Annotated in this window: 13 protein-coding genes; 8 read left to right on the forward strand and 5 right to left on the reverse strand. The window is 34.2% G+C overall.

Going from position 1 to position 20269, the window contains the following annotated elements; all coding sequences use genetic code 11:
• The first annotated feature begins 326 nt into the window (after positions 1 to 326).
• On the forward strand, positions 327 to 2405 hold the full coding sequence (locus tag AC6CHK_RS00080) for a YCF48-related protein (protein ID WP_498092375.1): 2079 nt from the start codon (positions 327 to 329) through the stop codon (positions 2403 to 2405).
• Between the two features lie 82 nt (positions 2406 to 2487).
• On the opposite strand, the gene topA is transcribed toward AC6CHK_RS00080, so the two are convergent.
• The 5 genes from topA to AC6CHK_RS00105 form a co-directional block, all read right to left on the reverse strand.
• On the reverse strand, positions 2488 to 5061 hold the full coding sequence (topA, locus tag AC6CHK_RS00085; protein WP_498092376.1) for a type I DNA topoisomerase: 2574 nt from the start codon (positions 5059 to 5061) through the stop codon (positions 2488 to 2490).
• A 48-nt stretch (positions 5062 to 5109) separates the two neighbouring features.
• On the reverse strand, positions 5110 to 6255 hold the full coding sequence (locus AC6CHK_RS00090; protein WP_498092378.1) for a hypothetical protein: 1146 nt from the start codon (positions 6253 to 6255) through the stop codon (positions 5110 to 5112).
• 143 nt (positions 6256 to 6398) lie between these two features.
• Entirely contained in the window at positions 6399 to 9851 is a 3453-nt protein-coding gene (locus AC6CHK_RS00095) for a T9SS type A sorting domain-containing protein (RefSeq protein WP_498092380.1), read from the reverse strand.
• A gap of 272 nt (positions 9852 to 10123) precedes the next feature.
• Complete coding sequence (locus AC6CHK_RS00100) at positions 10124 to 11263, reverse strand: EpsG family protein (protein ID WP_498092382.1); 1140 nt, start codon at positions 11261 to 11263, stop codon at positions 10124 to 10126.
• The gene (locus AC6CHK_RS00105; RefSeq protein WP_498092384.1) at positions 11264 to 12262 is read right to left on the reverse strand and encodes a hypothetical protein; all 999 of its coding nucleotides are present in this window, start codon (positions 12260 to 12262) and stop codon (positions 11264 to 11266) included.
• Positions 12263 to 12452: 190 nt separating this feature from the next.
• Between AC6CHK_RS00105 and AC6CHK_RS00110 the strand changes: the two genes are divergently transcribed.
• The 7 genes from AC6CHK_RS00110 to AC6CHK_RS00140 all read left to right on the forward strand — a co-directional run bounded on the left by AC6CHK_RS00110 (position 12453) and on the right by AC6CHK_RS00140 (position 20160).
• Positions 12453 to 16115 (forward strand): MMPL family transporter, encoded by a 3663-nt coding sequence (locus tag AC6CHK_RS00110; protein ID WP_498092386.1) that lies wholly within the window; start codon positions 12453 to 12455, stop codon positions 16113 to 16115.
• 37 nt (positions 16116 to 16152) lie between these two features.
• Positions 16153 to 17067, forward strand: a complete 915-nt coding sequence (locus AC6CHK_RS00115) for a dialkylresorcinol condensing enzyme DarA (protein WP_498092388.1) — start codon at positions 16153 to 16155, stop codon at positions 17065 to 17067.
• A 10-nt stretch (positions 17068 to 17077) separates the two neighbouring features.
• On the forward strand, positions 17078 to 18217 hold the full coding sequence (darB, locus tag AC6CHK_RS00120) for a dialkylresorcinol biosynthesis protein DarB (RefSeq protein WP_498092390.1): 1140 nt from the start codon (positions 17078 to 17080) through the stop codon (positions 18215 to 18217).
• A complete protein-coding gene (locus AC6CHK_RS00125; RefSeq protein ID WP_498092392.1) occupies positions 18217 to 18648 on the forward strand; it encodes a hotdog family protein in 432 nt (143 codons plus the stop codon). Before darB ends, AC6CHK_RS00125 begins: the two co-directional genes overlap by 1 nt.
• A 6-nt stretch (positions 18649 to 18654) precedes the next feature.
• A complete protein-coding gene (locus tag AC6CHK_RS00130) occupies positions 18655 to 19098 on the forward strand; it encodes a hotdog family protein (RefSeq protein WP_498092394.1) in 444 nt (147 codons plus the stop codon).
• Positions 19099 to 19383: 285 nt separating this feature from the next.
• On the forward strand, positions 19384 to 19653 hold the full coding sequence (locus tag AC6CHK_RS00135; protein WP_498092396.1) for a hypothetical protein: 270 nt from the start codon (positions 19384 to 19386) through the stop codon (positions 19651 to 19653).
• Between the two features lie 6 nt (positions 19654 to 19659).
• On the forward strand, positions 19660 to 20160 hold the full coding sequence (locus AC6CHK_RS00140) for a GNAT family N-acetyltransferase (protein WP_498092398.1): 501 nt from the start codon (positions 19660 to 19662) through the stop codon (positions 20158 to 20160).
• Positions 20161 to 20269 lie beyond the last annotated feature (109 nt).

Raw genomic sequence — 20269 nt, forward strand, 5'->3', positions numbered from 1 at the left:
AAAGTTCAGCCAAAAAGGATCGTTTTTCATGCTAAAAGGCTGGCGAGCCATGCAATTAGGGTGAAAAATCAACCTTAAAGGTTGGAAATTCAGGCAAAGAGGCTGGTTTTTGAGCCTCGAAGGGTGAATTTTGAGGGTGAAAGGATGGCGGGTGAGGGTTTTTGGGTGGATTGGGAATGTGAGATAATTGCTTATATTTGGATTATTAATAAATATACAATGGAACTTCACTAATCTCCATATTTGATAGGTATTCAATTTATGTTACAGTAGTAAACACGTCGGTTGCACACTAAATAAATCTTAAAATTAAATTTACTATTAAAATGGTCAAAAAAAAATTATTTACTTTACTATTAGTATTTACTTTAAATCTATTATTTTCTCAAACAAATTGGGAGTTATTAAACCCCAAGCCTACTGCAAGTACAGGAAAAAACATTGAATTTATTTCTAGCAGTATAGGTTATATAACAACATCAAATGAGTTACTTGAAACTTTAGATTTTGGCATTACATGGTTAAAAAAACAGAACATAAACAGTGGTAATGACATTAGTTTTAAAAATGGAGTTGGCTATATTGCAGGTAATAACGGCTATGTTTTAAAAACAGTTGATAATGGAACAAGTTGGCAACAAATTTCTACAGGGTTTAATAATTCTTTTAATACTGTAAATATTATTGATAGTAATACAATTATTTTGTCTAGTTCAAATAGTATTGTTAAAACCATTGATGGAGGAATTACATGGTCAAACCTTACTATTCCAAATGTAACTGTTGTAAAAACAGCCTTCACAAGTTCTTTATTGGGGCATGCTGTATGTAATAACGGAAAAATACTAAAAACTGTAGATGGTGGAATAAATTGGTATAATACTTATAGCACTAATACATTCCCTTCGAATTTTTTTACAGTTCATTTTATTAGTCAGAATGTTGGCTTCGCCTCAAGTGAGCATGATTATATTTTTAAAACTACGAATGGTGGCGAAACATGGACCGAAATTTCAGGTTCTTTTGAAGCTATATATGATTTCCACTTTTTAGACGGGAATAACGGTTTTGCTACAGGTGATCATGGAGCAACTTACAAAACAAATGATGGAGGAAATACCTGGAGTCAAATATTTTTCCAAAATGGATACATAAACAATACTTCAATGTATGGAATTTTCTTTCAAGACAATAATACTGGATTCGCAACTGGTGCAAGAGGACGAATAATTAAGACCATAGATGGAGGAAGCACATGGACACAACACTCTCCAACATATGATGATTTTCGACAATTACAAATTGTGAATAATAATGTTGGATTTGCACAAACTGGTAACCGTTTTTATAAAACAAATAATTTTGGAGAAACTTGGTCATTAGTTGGTTCATTAATTTTAGGCACATCTGTTACAAGTAGTGATTTTACTTTTGTTAATGAGAATTTAGGTTATGCGACAACAGGGGGACCATATGGGGGGCATGTTTATAAAACAACTGACGGAGGTACAACATGGTCAATTTTAAATAATGGAAATGATATTATCGATGAAGGAATAACTTCAATTTGTTTTTTAGATGATAATACTGGCTTTATTTCAGGTGGTTTTAACCAAAGAAAAGTTATGAAAACAACAAATGGAGGTAATAATTGGACACAGGTATCAAATCAAACCTTTGGTAATATTCAATTTATTAATTCACTTACTGGTTATGCTAATCGAGTTGGAAATTATTATGGAGCAATTTATAAAACTATTGATGGTGGCAACACATGGAATTTGAGCATTGAATTAGCAGGGGAAAATATTAATTCCTTTCATTTTGTTGATGAAAATAATGGATTCTTTGTTGGTGATGATTCTTTGTTTTATAAAACAACTAATGGTGGTATGACTTGGCAACAGTTTACTATCCCATATGGTTATTACACATTGACCAAATTTTATTCAGCTAATATTGGATACATTGTAGATGAATATGGCGTCATGTACAAAACTCAGAATGGCGGAGTAAATTGGACGCAAATCGCAAACCATAACACGATAAACTCTGTTGAACTTGTTAATAATTATATTTTTACAGCAGGAACAAGTGGTAAAATATACAGAAGCTACACGGGAATCCCAATTTTAAATACATCAGACCTTCAAATAGAAAAGAAAATTTCTATCTATCCAAACCCTACTTCTGATTATTTGAATATCAAGCTAGATGAAAGTAATCAATTGAAATCTATTGAGTTATTTGATTTAGATGGACGAATTTTTTATCCAAAAACTATATTTAAGACCAGTGAAAGAATAAAATTAGACATGTCTCATTTTTCAGGAGGACTGTATTTCTTAAAATTGAATTTTGCAAATAATAAATCTGTAACAAAAAAAATTCTTATAAAACAATAAAAAAATACGGATTGCAATCTGTGGTATAAATAACTAAAAAGCCATTAACATAATAGTAATGGCTTTTCAATGTATAGTAGATTTATTTCTTTTTTGCTGCCGGCTTTTTAGCAGCTGGCTTCTTAGCTGTAGTTGCCTTTTTAGCGGCAGGCTTTTTCGCTGCAGATTTCTTTTTCTCGGCAAAAGCTTTAGGATCCTGTGCAGTGATCCACTTTTTAACCTCATCAAGAGAAACTTCTTTCAGTTCGTCGGCTTCATATTTCGTATCATCATTTTTCTTTGGAATTTTGAACATTGCTTTTCCAAATTTGATGAACGGGCCCCATCTTCCGTTTTCAAGAGAGATTTTTTCTTTTTCCCATTGCTGAATATATCTGTTGGCTTCTTTTTCAAGTTTCGCTTCAATCAATTCATTGATATCGTTTTGAGAAAGATTATCAAAATTATATCGTTTAGGAACGTTGATGAAAATGCTTTGATATTTGATGAAAGGTCCGAATCTTCCCGTTCCTTTCGTTACCGGTTCACCTTTGAAATTGGCAATCGGCGCATCGGCTTTTTTCTTTTCATTAATAATTTCTTCTGCTCTCTTTTGGTCTATAGAAAGAGCATCTTCGCCTTTCGGGATACTGATGTAGGTTTCGCCCCATTTTACATAAGGCCCGAATCTTCCGACACCGATAGTTACTGACTGATCTTCAAAATCTTTTAATTCAAAAGGTAATTTAAACAACTCTAAAGCATCCTCTAAAGCGATGGTTGCAATATTTTGTCCGGCCATCAATGATGCGAAAATTGGCTTTTCCTCATCGTCCTGCTCACCAATCTGAATCATCGGCCCGAATCTTCCGATTCTGGCATAAATATTCTTCCCAGATTTCGGATCAACGCCTAAAAGACGTTCTCCATTGGCACGATCTGCATTCTCTTCTACATCTTCAATTCTTGGATGGAATTTGGAATAGAAATCGGTCATCATTTCTTTCCATTTCTGTGCACCGTTGGCAATTTCGTCAAAACTTTCTTCAACTCTTGCCGTAAAGCCGTAATCTAAAATTTCTTTAAAATTATCGGTAAGGAAATTATTCACCACCTCGCCAATATCGGTAGGAATAAACTTGTTTTTGTCGCCCCCGAATTTCTCTTCAAGAACTTCTTTTTTGAGTTTATCATTTGCTAAAGAAATCTTTACCACTTCACGAATCTGCGGTTCAATCTCTCTTTTATCTACATATTCACGGTTTTGGATCGTCTGAATGGTTGGTGCATACGTTGACGGACGCCCGATTCCCAGCTCTTCAAGTTTTTTCACCAAACCTGCTTCCGTATATCTTGCACTTGGTCTTGTAAACTTTTCTGTCGCGGTAATTTTTTTATATTCTAAAACTTCACCTACTTTAACTTTCGGCAACAGTTTTTCGTTGTTTTCTTCATCTTCATCTTCAGTTTTCACAATACCGTAAGCTTTTAAGAAACCATCAAAAATGATAACTTCGCCTTGCGCTTCAAAATGTTGAGGAAGTTTTGCATTACCAATTTCAATTACTGTTTTCTCGATTTTAGCATTTGCCATTTGAGAAGCCAGAGTTCTTCTGTAAATCAGCTGATATAATTTGCTTAATTGAGCATCACCAATGGTTTTTACAGAAAAATCTGTCGGGCGGATTGCTTCGTGAGCTTCCTGCGCCGATGATGATTTAGTCGTATATTTTCTTGGCGTAGAATATTCTGCTCCGTATTCTGATACAATTTGATTTTTTGCACCTTCAATGGCTTCCTGAGAAAGGTTTACCGAGTCGGTTCTCATGTAAGTAATATAACCTTCTTCGTACAATCTTTGTGCAAGACGCATCGTGTTGGTCACATTATATCCTAATCTTGATGAGGCTTCCTGCTGTAAAGTAGAAGTCGTAAATGGCGCAGAAGCAGAGCGTGTTCCCGGTTTGGTTTCAACATTCAGGACTCTGAATTCTGTAGTTTTTGCTAATTCTAGGAATTTTTCGGCTTCTTCTTCTTTTTCAAAGTCTTTTTTTAGTTTAGCAGAAATTTCCTGTTGAGTTGTGTTTAAGAAAATCCCGTCTAGTTTGAAGCTTGCTTTTGGCTTAAATTCACGGATTTCTTTTTCTCTTTCTACAACCAATCTCACGGCAACCGACTGCACTCTTCCTGCAGATAATCCGGGTTTTACTTTTTTCCAAAGCACCGGAGACATTTCAAAACCTACGATTCTGTCGAGAACTCTTCTTGCCTGCTGGGCATTTACTAAGTTCTGGTCTATATCTCGTGGATTTTCGATTGCTTTCAGGATCGCATTTTTGGTAATCTCGTGAAAGACAATTCTTTTTCTGTTTTCAGGCTTTAATTTTAATTCGTCTGCCAAATGCCAGGCAATAGCTTCCCCTTCGCGGTCTTCATCGGAAGCGAGCCAAACCATTTCGGCTTTCTTTACGGCAGATTTTAATTCTGAAACCAATTTTTTTTTGTCGGCAGAAACTTCGTAATCCGGACTAAAGGTGGCAAGGTCAATCCCCATTCCTTTTTTAGGAAGGTCACGGATGTGTCCGAAGCTTGATTTTACTTCGAAATCCTTCCCTAAATATTTTTGAATAGTTTTTGCTTTTGCCGGAGACTCGACGATTACTAAATTTTTCGACATTCTAAAATTTTTGCAAAAGTAAAGCTTTTTTATTATATAGATTTTTTGTCAGATCATTTTATTCAACAATTCTATCGGCGCAATGAAGGTTCTGTAAAAAAATCCTTCAAAAGTAAAGCCTCTTCCCGACATCTCTACTCTGTAAGTCAATGAGAAAATAATAATAAAGAAGGTGATTAAAAACTTTTTATTCAAACTTAAAAGTTCAGGAGCAAGCGAATCATCAGTGTCTGGCAACTGCATGGCAAAGAGAATGATCATAAAAATCATGTGAATATACATCCATCTGCCCCAATCGATCGCGAGATAAAAAAGCGGCAATGAAAATAGAAAAGAAGCAACCAACAAAATAGATGTTGCCTTTCGCTTAGTTTGAAATTTTAAATAAAACAACAGATGAAAAACTGAAATCAAGAAACTTAGAAAATATAATCTGTATTCTTTAAAATGTTCTGTAATATATTGCCATTCATTAATATTCCAATAGAAAATGCCTCTTGTCATGACAACTCCGCGCTGCTGAAGAATCTGTATCGATTGTCCTTCATTAATATTTTTACCAACGAAAAAAAGAAAAAAAGCCGGTACGAAAACAGCAATACTATATTTTAAATATCTTTTAAATTCAACCTTTCCTGCCTTCAAATATAAAGCAATCAGGAAATAAGGAATAAAAAATAAGGTAATTTCATGAAAAAACATGGCAACAAACAACCCAAATGAAATCAAATATTCTTTCGATTTTGTAAGCGAATTTTTGTTCAGATGATAAACGAAAAAGGCAAATAAAAAGAAGACAATAAATTCTTTTTTTCCAACATAATCAACACAATTAAAAATCCCAACAAAACCAATTGAAGATAACAAAAGTGATAAATAAAGGAATGTCGTCTTTTTGTATTGTATTAATTTAAAATAATAATAAAAAAACCCGGAAATAATGATAACCTGAAAAAAATAAACGAGAAGATTCAACTTTATTCCGGTAAGATCCTGTAAAAAGAAAAAGAAGCTTCCTGAAAGTCCTCTTCTTTTGAAACCGCCATCCTGATAATTGATAAGCCAGTCGCCCAAAATATATCCATCCGATTTTGCGTTGTGCAGATAAGTAAATACCAGCGCAAACAAAGCGGTTGCAGTGATCAAAAAATATATAAAAATCTTGATGTTGAAAGATATTCTTTTCAATCTCATAATGTGTTTTGATTCCACAAAGAAAGAGAAGCAAAACAGCCTTTCTTTTGTAAAAATCCGTGATTTGTGAGATCAAAAATAGGAATTTACAAATAGTTAAGCACTATTTTACTTCTCTTTTATAGATTAAATGTCCTGATCAATTACTTCTTTACAATCTTTACCATCATATCGGAATTGATTCTGATTAAATAAACTCCGGAAACCAAAGATGACAAATTCGTCTTCATATCTTCAAATTTCCCTGATTTCACCAATTGACCGGAAATGCTGTAAATCTGGTAATTATAATCTTTATTTACAGGAGCTTTTATATGTAAAATATCATTTACAGGATTTGGGAAAAGCGTGATTTTATCTTCTTTTACTATTTCTGAAATATCAGTTTTACTTAAAATCGCTGCATTTCTTACGCTGATTCCCGTTGTCACCGGAAGAGCAGGAATCGGGCCTTCTTCGTTACCGTTCTGATCATATTTTATTTTTACACAACGGCAATTCATTCCAAAATAAGGATCATTATTATCATGGAAAGCAATCAGGCGATTTGCGCTTGAAGCGGCATCAAATAAAATATTGATTGGTCTTCCTATATAATTTGAATTCAAGGCCGCCGTCCAAACTCCTGGATATTGGAAATTATTGAAAGTAAAAGTTCCTGTTGGGCTTTGATTTCCGGTAACACTTCTAAATGCTTTTGACCCTGAATTCGGATAATTACCTACCGAATAACTTGAATTATTAAACATATAACCGATAGTCGTGGTTGTCGTATTTCTCACTCTTACTCCTGCATAATCATTAATTACACTGTAAGGAGTAGCCACTTTTTTATCTTTTTTGTACCAAGGTGTAATTCCATAATCCTGATTTGAAATAATTGCCACGCCGGTAAGATCCGGAATACGCCATCCTTCCGGACAAGGATCAAAAGGAGATTTTTCCCCGCCTCTTCCCCATCTGTCGGAAGCTACATTGGGCTCATTCAGCAGCCAGTCTGTTCCGTTGGTATAATTTGGCACAGCGCTATTGTATGGAGCAAATGAACTAGGCACCATATAAACCAAAGGATTTTTAACAGAATACGACAATACTTTTGCAACTTTTTCTGAGGTTTTGTCTGTTGCTAAAACATTCGCGTTTGATGAATTCGTATAAGTATCATACGGAATAATATAATTTCCGGGTAAGCTGTTATAACCGCCATAACTAAGCGTCGTATAAGCCACCGTTCCGCTTGCATTTGCTTTTCCTAAATACACGCTGTATGAAGCTCTTGTATCTGCATATTGAAAAGAAGGAATTGGATCTTTTCGTCCCCATTGATATTGTAAACCTGTAGAAGCCCTGATTTTTGCATATTCGGCAGCATTAGGCGTTAAAGGATTGGCAACCATAGGAAAAGCATCTGTAGCACCAAGATTCCTGTCCATAAATTCTGTTTTCAAAATATCTCCTTTCGGAACATAATTTATGTAGTTTGGCGCCGCAGCATTAGGCGTTTCGGTGGTGTAATGATATGAACCGACAGCCGTATCGGTTACCCAAACATGCCAAGACCAATACACCGGATTGGCAATGCTTCCGTTATGTAAAGTGACAACTGCATTTCCGCTTTGATTCGGATTTAAAGTAACAATGATTTTAGAATTTATTAAGCTCGAAGTTGACGCCGGTGAAGGGTTATTGACTGAAATATTATTAATCAAGCTTTTATTGGTTGTCCATAAAACATTTGCTTTTAAATTATTAAAATTTAAAGGATTCAGAATATTTGGATTATTCAGAAGCTGGCTCTGAACTGAAAAAGCTTTGGTTACCGGAATTTCTACACTTGCCAAAGAAGAGCTTTTTACTACCTGATAAGTATTTGGATTATCAATTCCTTCTAAATATGTTGAAGATGAATTAAAATATTGTGTCGGAAAATCGTATCCATTCACAAGATATAAAGGATCTTTTATACATCTGCATCCGTTGGCGTCCGAAGTTTTGGCACTTGCTAAAGGCATATACCAATTTCTTCCTTTTATAGTTGGATTGGAAGGATCAGGCGTATCTGGCTGATGCTTGTCCGACAACATAAATAATGCTCGTGCAGCAACAGCTGGTGTTGCGTCAAAAAAACGGGTCATTGTTGCAGTCCACAAAGATACGTGATGCTGATCCGTATATTGTCCAGCGTGAGAATCAATGGTTAATTGCCCCGTACCGGGAAAAACTCCCATATTATTTCCTCCTACATTAGACAGATCAAATCCTACATTGGGATATAATTTAAAACCGGCCATGAACGACGGAACGTTTGAATCATTAGGTTTAATAATATGATAACCATTTGCTTCAAAAGTATTTTTGCCCATACTTGTTCTTACACCAAATGGCGAAAAGTCGATTCTTACATCATCTACATAATTCCATGAAGCTAAATTAGCAACCAACATTGAAGGAACTCTCCAGCCGTTCGGGCAAGGGTCAAATGGAGATTTGTCTCTGTACGGGGCCGCACTTGCTTCGTTATTATAGCTGTTTAATAATTTTCCTTGAGAGTTGTCTGACCATAAGTCTAATTCGGGCAATATACTGTCGTTTAATCCTGCTGATTTTCCAAACCAATTGACCATCAAATTGGTATTGTTGTTATAATATGCGGGTCCGGAATTATCGTCTTTATTGACATAAATAAGGCTCAACGGATTTTTAACAGAAAGCTGTAAATTGTTGTTTAAAGTGGCATTTGAAAGCGGCACAAATCTTCGTAAATTATCAAAATTGACCGCATTTGTAAAATTTTTGGCTCCCCTGTGTCTAATTCTACCTATTGAACCGGAAACTTCATAAAAATCTTCCCCTTTCATCACCAATGGCGGAATAGGGTCTTTTCTTCCCCATTGATAAAGCAATCCGCCGCTTCGGTTCCATTCGCCGGTGGTATTGGTATTGGTAACAGCACCTAAATTTCTATCCATCCATTGCCAGTCAGCATCCGGAATATTTTCTATTGTACCGTCATTTCGTTCTCTTTTAACTCCTGCAAAGCTTTTATAGGTAGATCCGTTGGTGGGATCATCGGTTACCCAGATATGCCAGGACCAGAAAATTTCGCCATTGATTCTGAACGCTACAACTGCATTCCCTTTTTTGGCTTTGTTGACCAATACTTTTATCTTGCCATTTTCTCCGCTGTCAACTATTTCCAAAGCGTAGTTGCTGCCCGATTTTATCAAACCGTGAACGTCTTCCCAAAGCACATCGGCTGTGACATTGCCTTTAGACAGTCCGGAACTTGCCAGATATTTATAGCTGCGCCACATTTCATAAGCTTTTCTGACAGGAATATATAGTCCGTCTGCATTTTGTTGTGAAGGATCAAAAATATAACTGTTTGGAGCTTTTGTCCAGTCTAAAACATATGATACTCTTGATTGAATTGATGAATTTTCATCAATACTTCCCAGATTTTTACTAATTGTATCTTGTTGTAAAAAACTTTGTTCAGATCGTAACTCAACATAATTTCTGTTTATCTTGGAAAATACTCCAATCGATATTAAACAGAAAAATGTTGCCAGAGATTTAGTAATTTTTGTTTTCATAATGCTAAGATTTTAGAATTATTACTTTAATTTCAATATTTTTATCTAAATGCGCCGGATTATTAATTTTATACAATCGTAATGCCATTAAGAAATAATATTAATAAGTAATTTAAAATACTGATAATTAAAATGAAATTGTTTATATGAAAAGTAAAAGTACAACATTCTCGAGAAAATAAACATGATTCAAATCAAAATAGGAGAAAAATATAATATTTATGTAACATAATTCAGAATTTTATCAATCGAATCAAAAAATAAGGGAAGGTCTATGGCAGCAAATAATTGTGGTAACGCTCAATTGTAAAGTTTCCGTTTACAATATTTCTGAAACTTGCAAATACAATAAAGTTAAAGACAAATAATGCGATGATAAAAGCGTAGATCAGCTTTTTCATTCCCAATGACGCTACATACATCGTATTTGGAATAATAATATAAGAGAAACCTATAAAAGCTCCCGCCAATCTGGATGAAAATATAGGATTATTTCGGAATATAAAATAAAAGCAAATCCCAATAACCGCATAATTACGGTGATATTCGTAATAAGGAAATTTCTCTTTCATAGAAGAATCGAAATAGAAAAGGAAAAATGTAAGAATCGCCATCATCACTTCCGGAATACCAATCTCACCATTCAATCGCTGTATTGTTTCGTCAAGATATCCGTTAAAGCCTTCTACCAGCATTGTATCTCCAGCGACGCCTTCCAGAAAACCTCCCAAAACTTTATAAATTTCAAAAGGAGATGCAAAAACCGAAGCAATAATCAAAATAAGCATCCAACCTTTATTTAGCGGAATGCGGGCAACCCAATACATCGGCAGAAACAGATAACAGACATTATGAATGCCGGCACCTATATAAATACATAAAAGATACAGCAACAGCTTTTCTTCTTTAATAAACCTTATTCCATAATATACAATAAAAGAGCCTAAACACTGCCTAATCTGCCCGCTTTCGCCAATAAAAAAGCCGGGTATAAACATAAACAGAATAAAAGTAAAAGGATAATACGTATTGTCATCAATATATTCAATCTTGAGAATGATCGTGATTGTGGCAATCACCAAGGTGAGCATATAAAACGGAGCATTAAAGACATTCAGCAATATTTTATTGATTAAAACAAAAAGCCACTCCAACTCTACAGGCTGCGGCCCGTCAAGATAAATAGCCTTAAGGAAAATACTAAGATAATCTTTGGTATCAGAATAATTGTAAATACCAACATAACTTCCGTAATCCGGACCAACCTGATTTCTTAATCCCGCAATAATTATAAGATAGCCTCCTAAAAACCAAAGCCATTTTTTATTTACTTTCTTCCCAAATACTTCCTGGAAACTGAAAATAAGTATAAAAATAAGGGCGATAATATAATATGGGTGTAATAAACTCATTTAAGCAATATGAATATTTTTAAACTGATGAGACGCCACAATCAATCCTGAAAGAATGAGCGGCAAAAAAAGCCTGGTTTCCCAAAAAAGCCCGACTAAAGTAATCATTCCTAAATAAGGGATTGAAAAAAATATATACTTTTTAAGAATTAATTTTCCGTGACGGTCACAAAACGTGAAAGCAAGCCATAAACCAAGCAACCCTAATAATAATCCGGCCAGATTGAATGGGCTTGTAAAATTTTTGACGATATATATGCCTTCAAAAAAAGATGTTTCCTGAGGAATTATCATTTTCAGCCCCAAATAAGGCAACACAAAAGCCAAAACAAGAAGTATAATTTCTTTTAAAAACTGAAAGTCTTTAGCCTTAATTTTTTTAAAATCTAAAAAAACCGCCGCAAAAAAAGCAATATTGAGACAAGCCGTTTCTCTCACAAAAGTTGAAATAAAAACGGTGATACACAACAAAATAAAATCAAAAGGTTTCCTGTAATGAAAATACCTCAAGGTAAAAAAAACGCCCAATAAGTAAAAGAAAATGGCAATACAATCACAATTTGTCGGCACATATTGTACAATCACAATAAAGAAAACAGCCAAAAGATGAAGCAGCCTTTTCAGGTTGTTATTAAAAAAAAATTCAACAGGTTTCAGTTTCAAAATAGTGTTTAAGATAACTGACGAAAGCACAAAAAACAAACTGTTGATAAGGAAAATACTGTGGTAAAATATGGTTCCGTTTTTCAGGATAAATTCTTTTGATGAATGAAAATAATTATTGATCAAAAAATCCAGCGCATCTGTAGTATTTACCATCAAAAAATTAGGAATCACACGATAAGCATATACCGATGAAAACATAAAATCCGGCGCCTTTTCCATAGATTTCAGCTTTACATACGACGATTCAAAGCCGTAATAAGACATGAAAAACAGCAGAAATGGTAAAATTACTACAAAAAGAAATCCGTTTAATTTTTCATCAATTATTTTCAAAACACAATCGTTTCCCTTACTTTATTGATAATTAGCTTAACGTAGATAAGAAAACAGGGAACGTGTGCAAAAGTAAAAGTTTTTTTCATTTTAAGTGGAATATTTTATTGATTTTCAGCTAAAACTTCTCACTCAAATGTTTCAGGCTAATTCTTAAAAATTTAAATTTGCAGACTTGATTTAGACTTTCATGCATCGTTTTTTCATATTTTTATATTATCTGATCTCAAAAAACAGAATTCTTTCAATCGCAATAGCGCTCGGAATTGCTGTTTTGTGTCTTTCCTTTGCATCAAAGATCAATTTTGAAGAAGACATCAATCAGATCATTCCTAAAAACGAAAAGTCTGATCTTACAGCGAAAGTTCTGAAACAGCTCAATTTTTCAGATAAGATAATTGTTATCATCGAAAATAAATCCGGCGAAGAAAGTTTTCAGCTGTCTGAAGCTGCCGATCGTTTTCTTGAAAACATTAAGCCTTTACAAAAACACATCAGTTCGGTTCAGGGAAAAGTAAATGACGATGAAATCTCGGAAACCTTTGACTTTGTCAATCAAAACCTTCCTTTATTTTTAGATGAAAACGATTATAAAGAAATTGAAAGGAAACTCAATAAAGACAGCATCGCAAAACAAGTTGAAAATAATTATGTTTCTTTGGTTTCGCCGACAAGTTTGGTGACAAAAGATTTTATTAAAAAAGATCCGCTCGGAATCACTTTTTTAGGAATCAAAAAACTTAATGCCTTAAATATCAGTAAAGATTTCAAGCTTGAAGATAATTACATCGTCACCAAAGACGGAAAAAATCTTCTTCTTTTCATCGAACCGAAAAACAAAAGCAACGATACCAAAAACAATGAAAATTTCGTCGATCAACTGAATGAAATTAAAGACAATCTCAACAAAGAATTCAAAGGAAAAACCGAGCTAAGTTATTTTGGATCGCCTGTAATTGCGGTTGCCAATGCTCAACAAATCAAAAAAGATATTCAAAATACGGTCATTATTTCGATGGCGGTTTTATTAATCTTGCTGATTTATTATTTCAGGAATATTTTTACGCCAATCATTGTTTTTCTTCCGACTGTGTTTTCAGTGTTGCTGGCTTTGCTGGTTTTATATTTTATCAAGGATAAAGTTTCTGCCATTTCGTTGAGTGTCGGAGCCATTCTGATCGGGATTACGATAGATTACGCTTTACATATTCTCACGCATTACAAGCACAGCAACAATGTCGAAGAATTGTATAAAGAAATCACAAAACCAATTATTTTAAGCAGCGTAACGACGGCAGTTTCCTTTCTGTGCCTGGTTTTTGTAAGATCTGAAGCGTTGAAAGATTTAGGTCTTTTTGCGTCAATTACCGTATTATTTTCTTCTGTTTCCGCATTGATTATTATTCCTCAACTTTATCGTCCAAAAGAAAAAACAGGGAAAACAAATACAAACTTCATAGATAAAATAGGTTCTTATCCTTACGAAAAAAACAAACCTTTAATTATTGGTTGTTCTTTGGTGATTATTGCGTGTTTATTTGGTTTCAGGCATGTCGGTTTTAATGAAGATATTGGAGATTTAAATTACATTCCGAAAGATTTAAAAATAAGCGAAGCCAAACTTGAAAAGCTTTCAGACATTACTTCAAAATCAATCTACACGATTTCTTACGGAAATTCTGAAGAAGAAGCTTTGACAAAAAATTCTCAACTCAACAGTTTCCTTGAAAAAGAAAAAAAAGAAGGGAAAATATTAAGTTATAATTCATTGGGAAATGTCGTTTTGTCCAAAAAAGATCAACAGAAAAAGATTAATGCCTGGAATAATTTCTGGAACAAAAATAAAAAACAACAAACCATTTCTGAATTAATTAATAATGGAAACAAATTCGGCTTCAACAGTTCCGCTTTTGAACAGTTTAATGAAAATTTGAATAAAAATTATTCTACTTTAGGCTTAAAAGATTACCAAACAATACAAGCGCTGCAAATTTCAGAGTTTTTGAGTCAGGAAAATGGTTTTTACACCGTTTCAAATATTGTAAAAGTAGATGAAGCAAAAAGAGACGCGTTCATAAAAGATGTTGAAACAAAGCAAAATGCTTTAGCAATCGACCGCCAGCAAATGAATGAAAACTTTTTGGGATTACTGAAAAGAGACTTCAATACGTTGATTAATTATTCTCTTCTCGCCATTATTTTGACGATCATTGTTTTCTTCAGAAATTTTGAATTAACGCTTCTCACAATGTTTCCGATTGTTTTGACGGGAGTTGTGACCGCCGGACTTTTATATTTTTTAGGATTGGAACTGAATATTTTCAGCACCGTCGTTTGTACTTTGGTTTTTGGCGTTGGTGATGATTTCAGCATTTTCCTGACAAAAGCGATGCAGAAAGAGCACACGACAGGAAAAAATGAGCTTCCAACATACAGGATTTCAATTATTTTGGCAGTTTTCACCACCATTCTTTCAATCGGCTCATTGATTTTTGCCAAGCATCCGGCTTTACATTCGTTGGCTTTAGTCGCTTTGATCGGAATGTTTTCCGTCATTATCATTACCTCAACTTTATATCCGTTCTGGTTTAGATTTTTAATTATAAATCGTACGAAAAAAGGCTTGTCACCAATTACTTTAAGGTTGTTTTTACATTCCGTTTTATCATTTTTATATTATGGTTTGGGAGGATTGTTTTTCTCGATTTTCGGAAGCATTTTCGTGAAAAATTCAAAAGGGACAACTTTGGTTTTAATCAAGCTTATTTTAGCTAAATTCTTAACATCCGTATTGTACAGCAACCCGTTTGTAAAGAAAAAAGTAATTAAAAACGTCCATGAAGATTTCACAAAACCGGCGATAATCATTGCCAATCACACGTCATTTTTAGACACTTTGGCAATTGGGATGGCAACTCATAAAATTGTTTATCTGGTGAATGACTGGGTTTATGATTCTCCATTTTTCGGGAAAATCGTGAAAGCGCTTGGCTTTTATCCAGTTTCGCAAGGCATCGAAAACGGAAAAGAAAAACTAAAGGAAAAGATCGATCAGGGTTATTCTTTGGTGGTTTTCCCTGAAGCTGAACGCTCTTACACAAACGACGTAAAACGCTTTCATAAAGGCGCATTTTATCTTGCAGAAGAATTTGGATTAGACATTCTTCCGCTTTATATTCACGGAGATTCTGAAGTTTTGCCTAAAGGAGATTTCGTTATCTATGACGGAAGCATTACGGTAAAAATTGGTGACAGAATCAGCAAGGATAATTTATCTTTCGGGAAAACATATTCCGAAAGAACCAAAAAAATCAATCAATATTTCAGAGAAGAATTTGCAAAGCTGAGAAACGAAATTGAAGATGAAAATTACTTTAAAAAGAAACTCTTCTTAAGCTTTCTCTACAAAGAAACCGAAGTGGTAAAAGCAGTTAAGCAGGATTTTGAGCAAAACAAATCAGTCTATTTTGAACTCAATAAGCACATTCCAAAAGACGCTAATATTTTGCATATTTCCGATGATTTTGGTCAAAAAGATATCTTATTGACGCTTCAACAGGCTGGAAGAAGGATTTTCAGCTTGATCAACAATTCTGAAAAAAGACAAATTGCCGCCAACAATTATATTGCCAAGCAAAGAAAGATCAGTTATATTCAAAATATTTCTGAAATCACAAAGCCGATTGGTGTGCTTTTGGTTACTGATCCAATTTCCGTCATGAAAACTTTTGATTCGCTTCCTGAAAAAATAATTTTCGCCAACGTTCAAAATATTCTGTTTAATAATACAGATTATGAAAAAACTTTCGACTCGGAATCAATTGAAATATTTGAACGCAAAAAAATAATCTGAAAAGCATATTTTTGTAAATTAAAGAATTGAATGCATAATGCAGAAAAACATACTTATTATATATTATACGCAAACGGGGCAGCTTGAAGATATTGTAAAAAATATCGCCAAACCGTTTGAAGATAAAAAAGAAGAATATCAGGTGACGTATTACAACATCCGGTTGAAAAAAGATTTTCCTTTTCCGTGGCCGAGCGATGTTTTTTTCAATACATTCCCTGAATCTTATTTGCAGATCCCAAGCGAGATTCTGCCGCCGCCGGAAGAAGTGCTTAATAAAAAGTATGACCTTATTCTTTTCGGATATCAGGTTTGGTATCTTACGCCGTCAATTCCTGTTATTTCATTTCTGAAAAGCGGTTATGCAGAAAACATTTTAAAGAATACGCCGGTCGTTACCATTTCTGCCACCAGAAATATGTGGATGCTTTCTCAGGAAAAACTGAAAGTATATTTGAAAAACCTTAATGCAAAACTGGTCGGAAATATCGCTTTAGTTGATCGACATGATAATTACACAAGTGTTTTGACGATTCTTCGCTGGATGACCACCGGAAAAAAAGAAAAAACAGGAATGTTACCTGCTGCCGGAGTTTCGGATGAAGAAATTTCCGGAAGTGTGAAATACGGAAAAATAATTGAAAAACATTTTGACAATAATGATCTTGCCAATCTTCAGCCTGAGCTTGTGAAAAACGGCGCTGTAGAAATAAGGCCTTTCTTGGTAAGAGTTGAAAAAGTAGGGAATAAAATTTTCACCGTTTGGTCAAACCTTATTATCAGAAAAAAGAAAAAGCGTCCTTTGCTTATAAAATTCTTTAAGGTATATTTGATGGCTGCAATTTGGATCATTTCACCTATTGTTTTAGTATTTCATATATTATTAGCGCCATTATTATGGTCAAAAAGACAGAAACAGAAAAAATATTTACAAGGAATAAATTTAAAATAGAGATTAGAAGATGAACGAAGTATTTATAACCAAAGCATCAACCTATTTGCCGAATGAGCCAATCTCAAACGATGAAATGGAAAATTATCTGGGCATGGTCAATAACACACCTTCCAAAGCGAGAGCTTTGATTCTAAGAAATAATCAGATCAAAACAAGATATTATGCTTTAGATAAAGAAGGAAAATCTACACATACCAATGCAGAAATCACCGCAAAAGCGATTGAAGGGCTTTTTGATGAAAAATTCACCAAAGACGATATCGAATTGTTGTCTTGCGGAACGACCTCGGCAGATCAGATACAGCCTTCTCATGCGTCGATGGTGCATGGCGTGCTGAAAACTGAAAAATCCGTAGAAATCAATACTTCAATGGGACTTTGCAATTCCGGAATGAATGCTTTGAATTATGGTTTTCTTTCGGTAAAAGCCGGAGTGAAAAATAATGCAGTGTGTGCAGGATCTGAAAGATTTTCGGCATGGATGACGGCAGACAAATTTGATCACGAAGCCGAAAACCTGAAACTTTTGGAAGAAAGACCGATTATCGCTTTCAAAAGAGAATTTTTGAGATGGATGCTTTCTGACGGAGCCGGCGCATTTTTGCTTGAAAATAAACCAAGAGAAAATGAAACTTCTTTAAGAATAGAATTTATAGACTTTTATTCTTACGCGCATCAAATTGAGGCTTGCATGTATTCAGGTTCTGAAAAACAGGAAGACGGAAGCTTAAAATCTTGGGCGGATTTCCCTTCGGATGAGTGGCTGAAACAATCAATTTTTGCTTTAAAACAAGACACAAAACTTTTGGATCAGTATATTCTGGTAAAAGGTGCAGAAAGCTTGAGATCTTCTTTTGACAAGCACAATTTGGATCCGGATTCCATCGATCATGTTTTAGCGCATATTTCTTCAGGCTATTTTAAAGAAGGATTAAAAGATGAGTTTGCTAAAGTAGGCTTGGATTTCCCTTGGGAAAAATGGTTTTATAACCTTTCTGAAGTTGGGAATATTGGTGCAGGCTCTATTTTTATTGCATTGGAACAGCTGATGAATTCCGGAAACCTGAAAAAAGGTGAAAAAATTCTTCTTTGTATTCCTGAAAGCGGCAGATTTGCCTATTCTTGTGCTTTATTAACGGTTGTATAATGAAAGAACAGCTTCCTAATTCTGATAAAAGCTTTGTGGAAAATCTTATTCCGCAAAAATCACCATTTGTAATGGTAAGTGAGCTTTCAGAATATTCAGAAAATCATTTGGTTTCAGGCTTTACAATCAGAGAAGATAATATTTTTGTTCATGACGGGATTTTTCAGGCTTCTGGTTTAATTGAGCATCAGGCGCAAAGTGTGGCTTTGCATACCGGCTACAAATACTATCTTTTAGGTAAAGAAGCTCCGACAGGATATATCGGAGCAATCAAATCTTTTGAAGCGGAAACATTACCAAAAACCGGCGATCATCTGAAAACAGAAGCAACAATTCTGAACGAAATGATGGGCGTCACTTTAGTGGAAATCATCACAAAGATCAATGGAAATATTATTGCAAAATCTCAGATGAAAACGGTTGTGAAATAGTTTAATATGAAGCTTAAGGAAGAAAATATCATCAATATACATCATTTTTTACCTCATCGCGAGCCGATGTTGATGGTAGATTATATTCTTGAATTAACACAGGAAAAAGTAGAAACTTCCTTTGAAATAACTTCAGAAAATATTTTTGTACACAATAATGAATTTGTTGAAGCGGGATTGATTGAAAATTTAGCACAAACCTGCTCATCTATTTTCGGTCAAAGCTTTTTTAAAGGCCCCGATGTTGAAATAAAGCTGATCGGTTTTATCACCAATATCAAAAAAATTGAAGTTTTTGCCTTACCAAAAATAGGTGATAAAATTATTTCCAAAGCTTCCTTGATTTCTCAATACGAAAACATCTGTAATATTTCATGCGAAAGCTTCAAAAATGATGAATTGCTGATTAAAGCAGAAATCAATCTTTTTATTCAGGAATTGGAATCATAAAATAGTTATTTAAAAATATAAAGCCGGCTTTGAGCTGGCTTTTTTTATTTCATTTATTTTGTCTTGAATTTTTACAGCGTGACTTAGGTGACGTAGCAAATGGAAGTGCATCAGAAATATTTCACTAAAATATTCTCTTTCGGGTTTAGGTTCTCGATACATTTTTCTACGCTTTGCTCCGAAAAACACTCGAACTGACGTGAGAAGATCAAACCATTAGATTTAGTGCTGCTAAATTACTTCAATAGCTTTTATTTTTCGATATATTTGACTAAAATAAAAAGTATGAGTGTAAAAGTAAGGTTCTATTCGTATGACATTGAATTTGAATTTGAAAATTCTGTAGAATTCCCTATTGCTCCGGCTATTGGTGATGAGGTCAATCTGATTTCATTTTTTAAATATCAGACTTCTGAAAGATTAGAATACGTCAACAATATAGAAGATCTTTATCTGTATGAAAATGCTTTGGTTACTGAGCGTACCTGGTGCAAAGACATTGAAAAGAATGAGGTGTATTTGTTGATACAGCTTAAATATAAGAGAAGGAAATAATAGCAAATGAAAAGGCTTCCTTATCTTAATTTTCCTACAGTAACCAACGGTAGTATTACACTTAGAGCTATAAAAGAATCCGATCTAAAAGATTTGGTTGAAATTTCTTTTTATGATGCTAAACAAGCAGAAAATGTAGAAATGGCAGCCGAAATGCAAGATAAAATAGACGCGGATTATGTTGATGGAAATTCTATTCATTGGGGAATTACAGAAAATTCTACAAATAAAATTGTGGGAACTTGCGGCTACTACCGCGGCTTCAATAATGCAGAAGGTGAATTGGGCTGCGTCCTTCTTCCGCAATCGCAAGGAAAGGGTTATATGACGCAGGCTTTATCCTTGGCTATCGAGTTCGGATTTAAAGAAATTGAACTCCAACGTATTTGGGCCGTAACAAACCGCGACAATCATCAAGCGGTAAAACTTCTGGAAAGACTGAATTTTAAGAAAGTAAATAATCCGGATCTTAATGAAAATGAAGTTGAGTTTGAATTGCAAAAATAGCTCATAATTTGATTTTTCATAAATGCTTGCATAAAGCAACTTAGCTTATTTCAATTCGTTCCACAAAAAAAGTGAAGCATTTCTGCTTCACTTAAAACAATTGATAAAT

The sequence above is a fragment of the Chryseobacterium sp. GQ58 genome, from assembly GCF_059758895.1.

Coding starts and splice junctions, on each gene's coding strand:
- AC6CHK_RS00080 (WP_498092375.1), top strand. CDS start 327: ATGGTCAAAAAAAAATTATTTACTTTACTATTAGTATTTACTTTAAAT.
- topA (WP_498092376.1), bottom strand. CDS start 5,061: ATGTCGAAAAATTTAGTAATCGTCGAGTCTCCGGCAAAAGCAAAAACT.
- AC6CHK_RS00090 (WP_498092378.1), bottom strand. CDS start 6,255: ATGAGATTGAAAAGAATATCTTTCAACATCAAGATTTTTATATATTTT.
- AC6CHK_RS00095 (WP_498092380.1), bottom strand. CDS start 9,851: ATGAAAACAAAAATTACTAAATCTCTGGCAACATTTTTCTGTTTAATA.
- AC6CHK_RS00100 (WP_498092382.1), bottom strand. CDS start 11,263: ATGAGTTTATTACACCCATATTATATTATCGCCCTTATTTTTATACTT.
- AC6CHK_RS00110 (WP_498092386.1), top strand. CDS start 12,453: ATGCATCGTTTTTTCATATTTTTATATTATCTGATCTCAAAAAACAGA.
- AC6CHK_RS00115 (WP_498092388.1), top strand. CDS start 16,153: ATGCAGAAAAACATACTTATTATATATTATACGCAAACGGGGCAGCTT.
- darB (WP_498092390.1), top strand. CDS start 17,078: ATGAACGAAGTATTTATAACCAAAGCATCAACCTATTTGCCGAATGAG.
- AC6CHK_RS00125 (WP_498092392.1), top strand. CDS start 18,217: ATGAAAGAACAGCTTCCTAATTCTGATAAAAGCTTTGTGGAAAATCTT.
- AC6CHK_RS00130 (WP_498092394.1), top strand. CDS start 18,655: ATGAAGCTTAAGGAAGAAAATATCATCAATATACATCATTTTTTACCT.
- AC6CHK_RS00135 (WP_498092396.1), top strand. CDS start 19,384: ATGAGTGTAAAAGTAAGGTTCTATTCGTATGACATTGAATTTGAATTT.
- AC6CHK_RS00140 (WP_498092398.1), top strand. CDS start 19,660: ATGAAAAGGCTTCCTTATCTTAATTTTCCTACAGTAACCAACGGTAGT.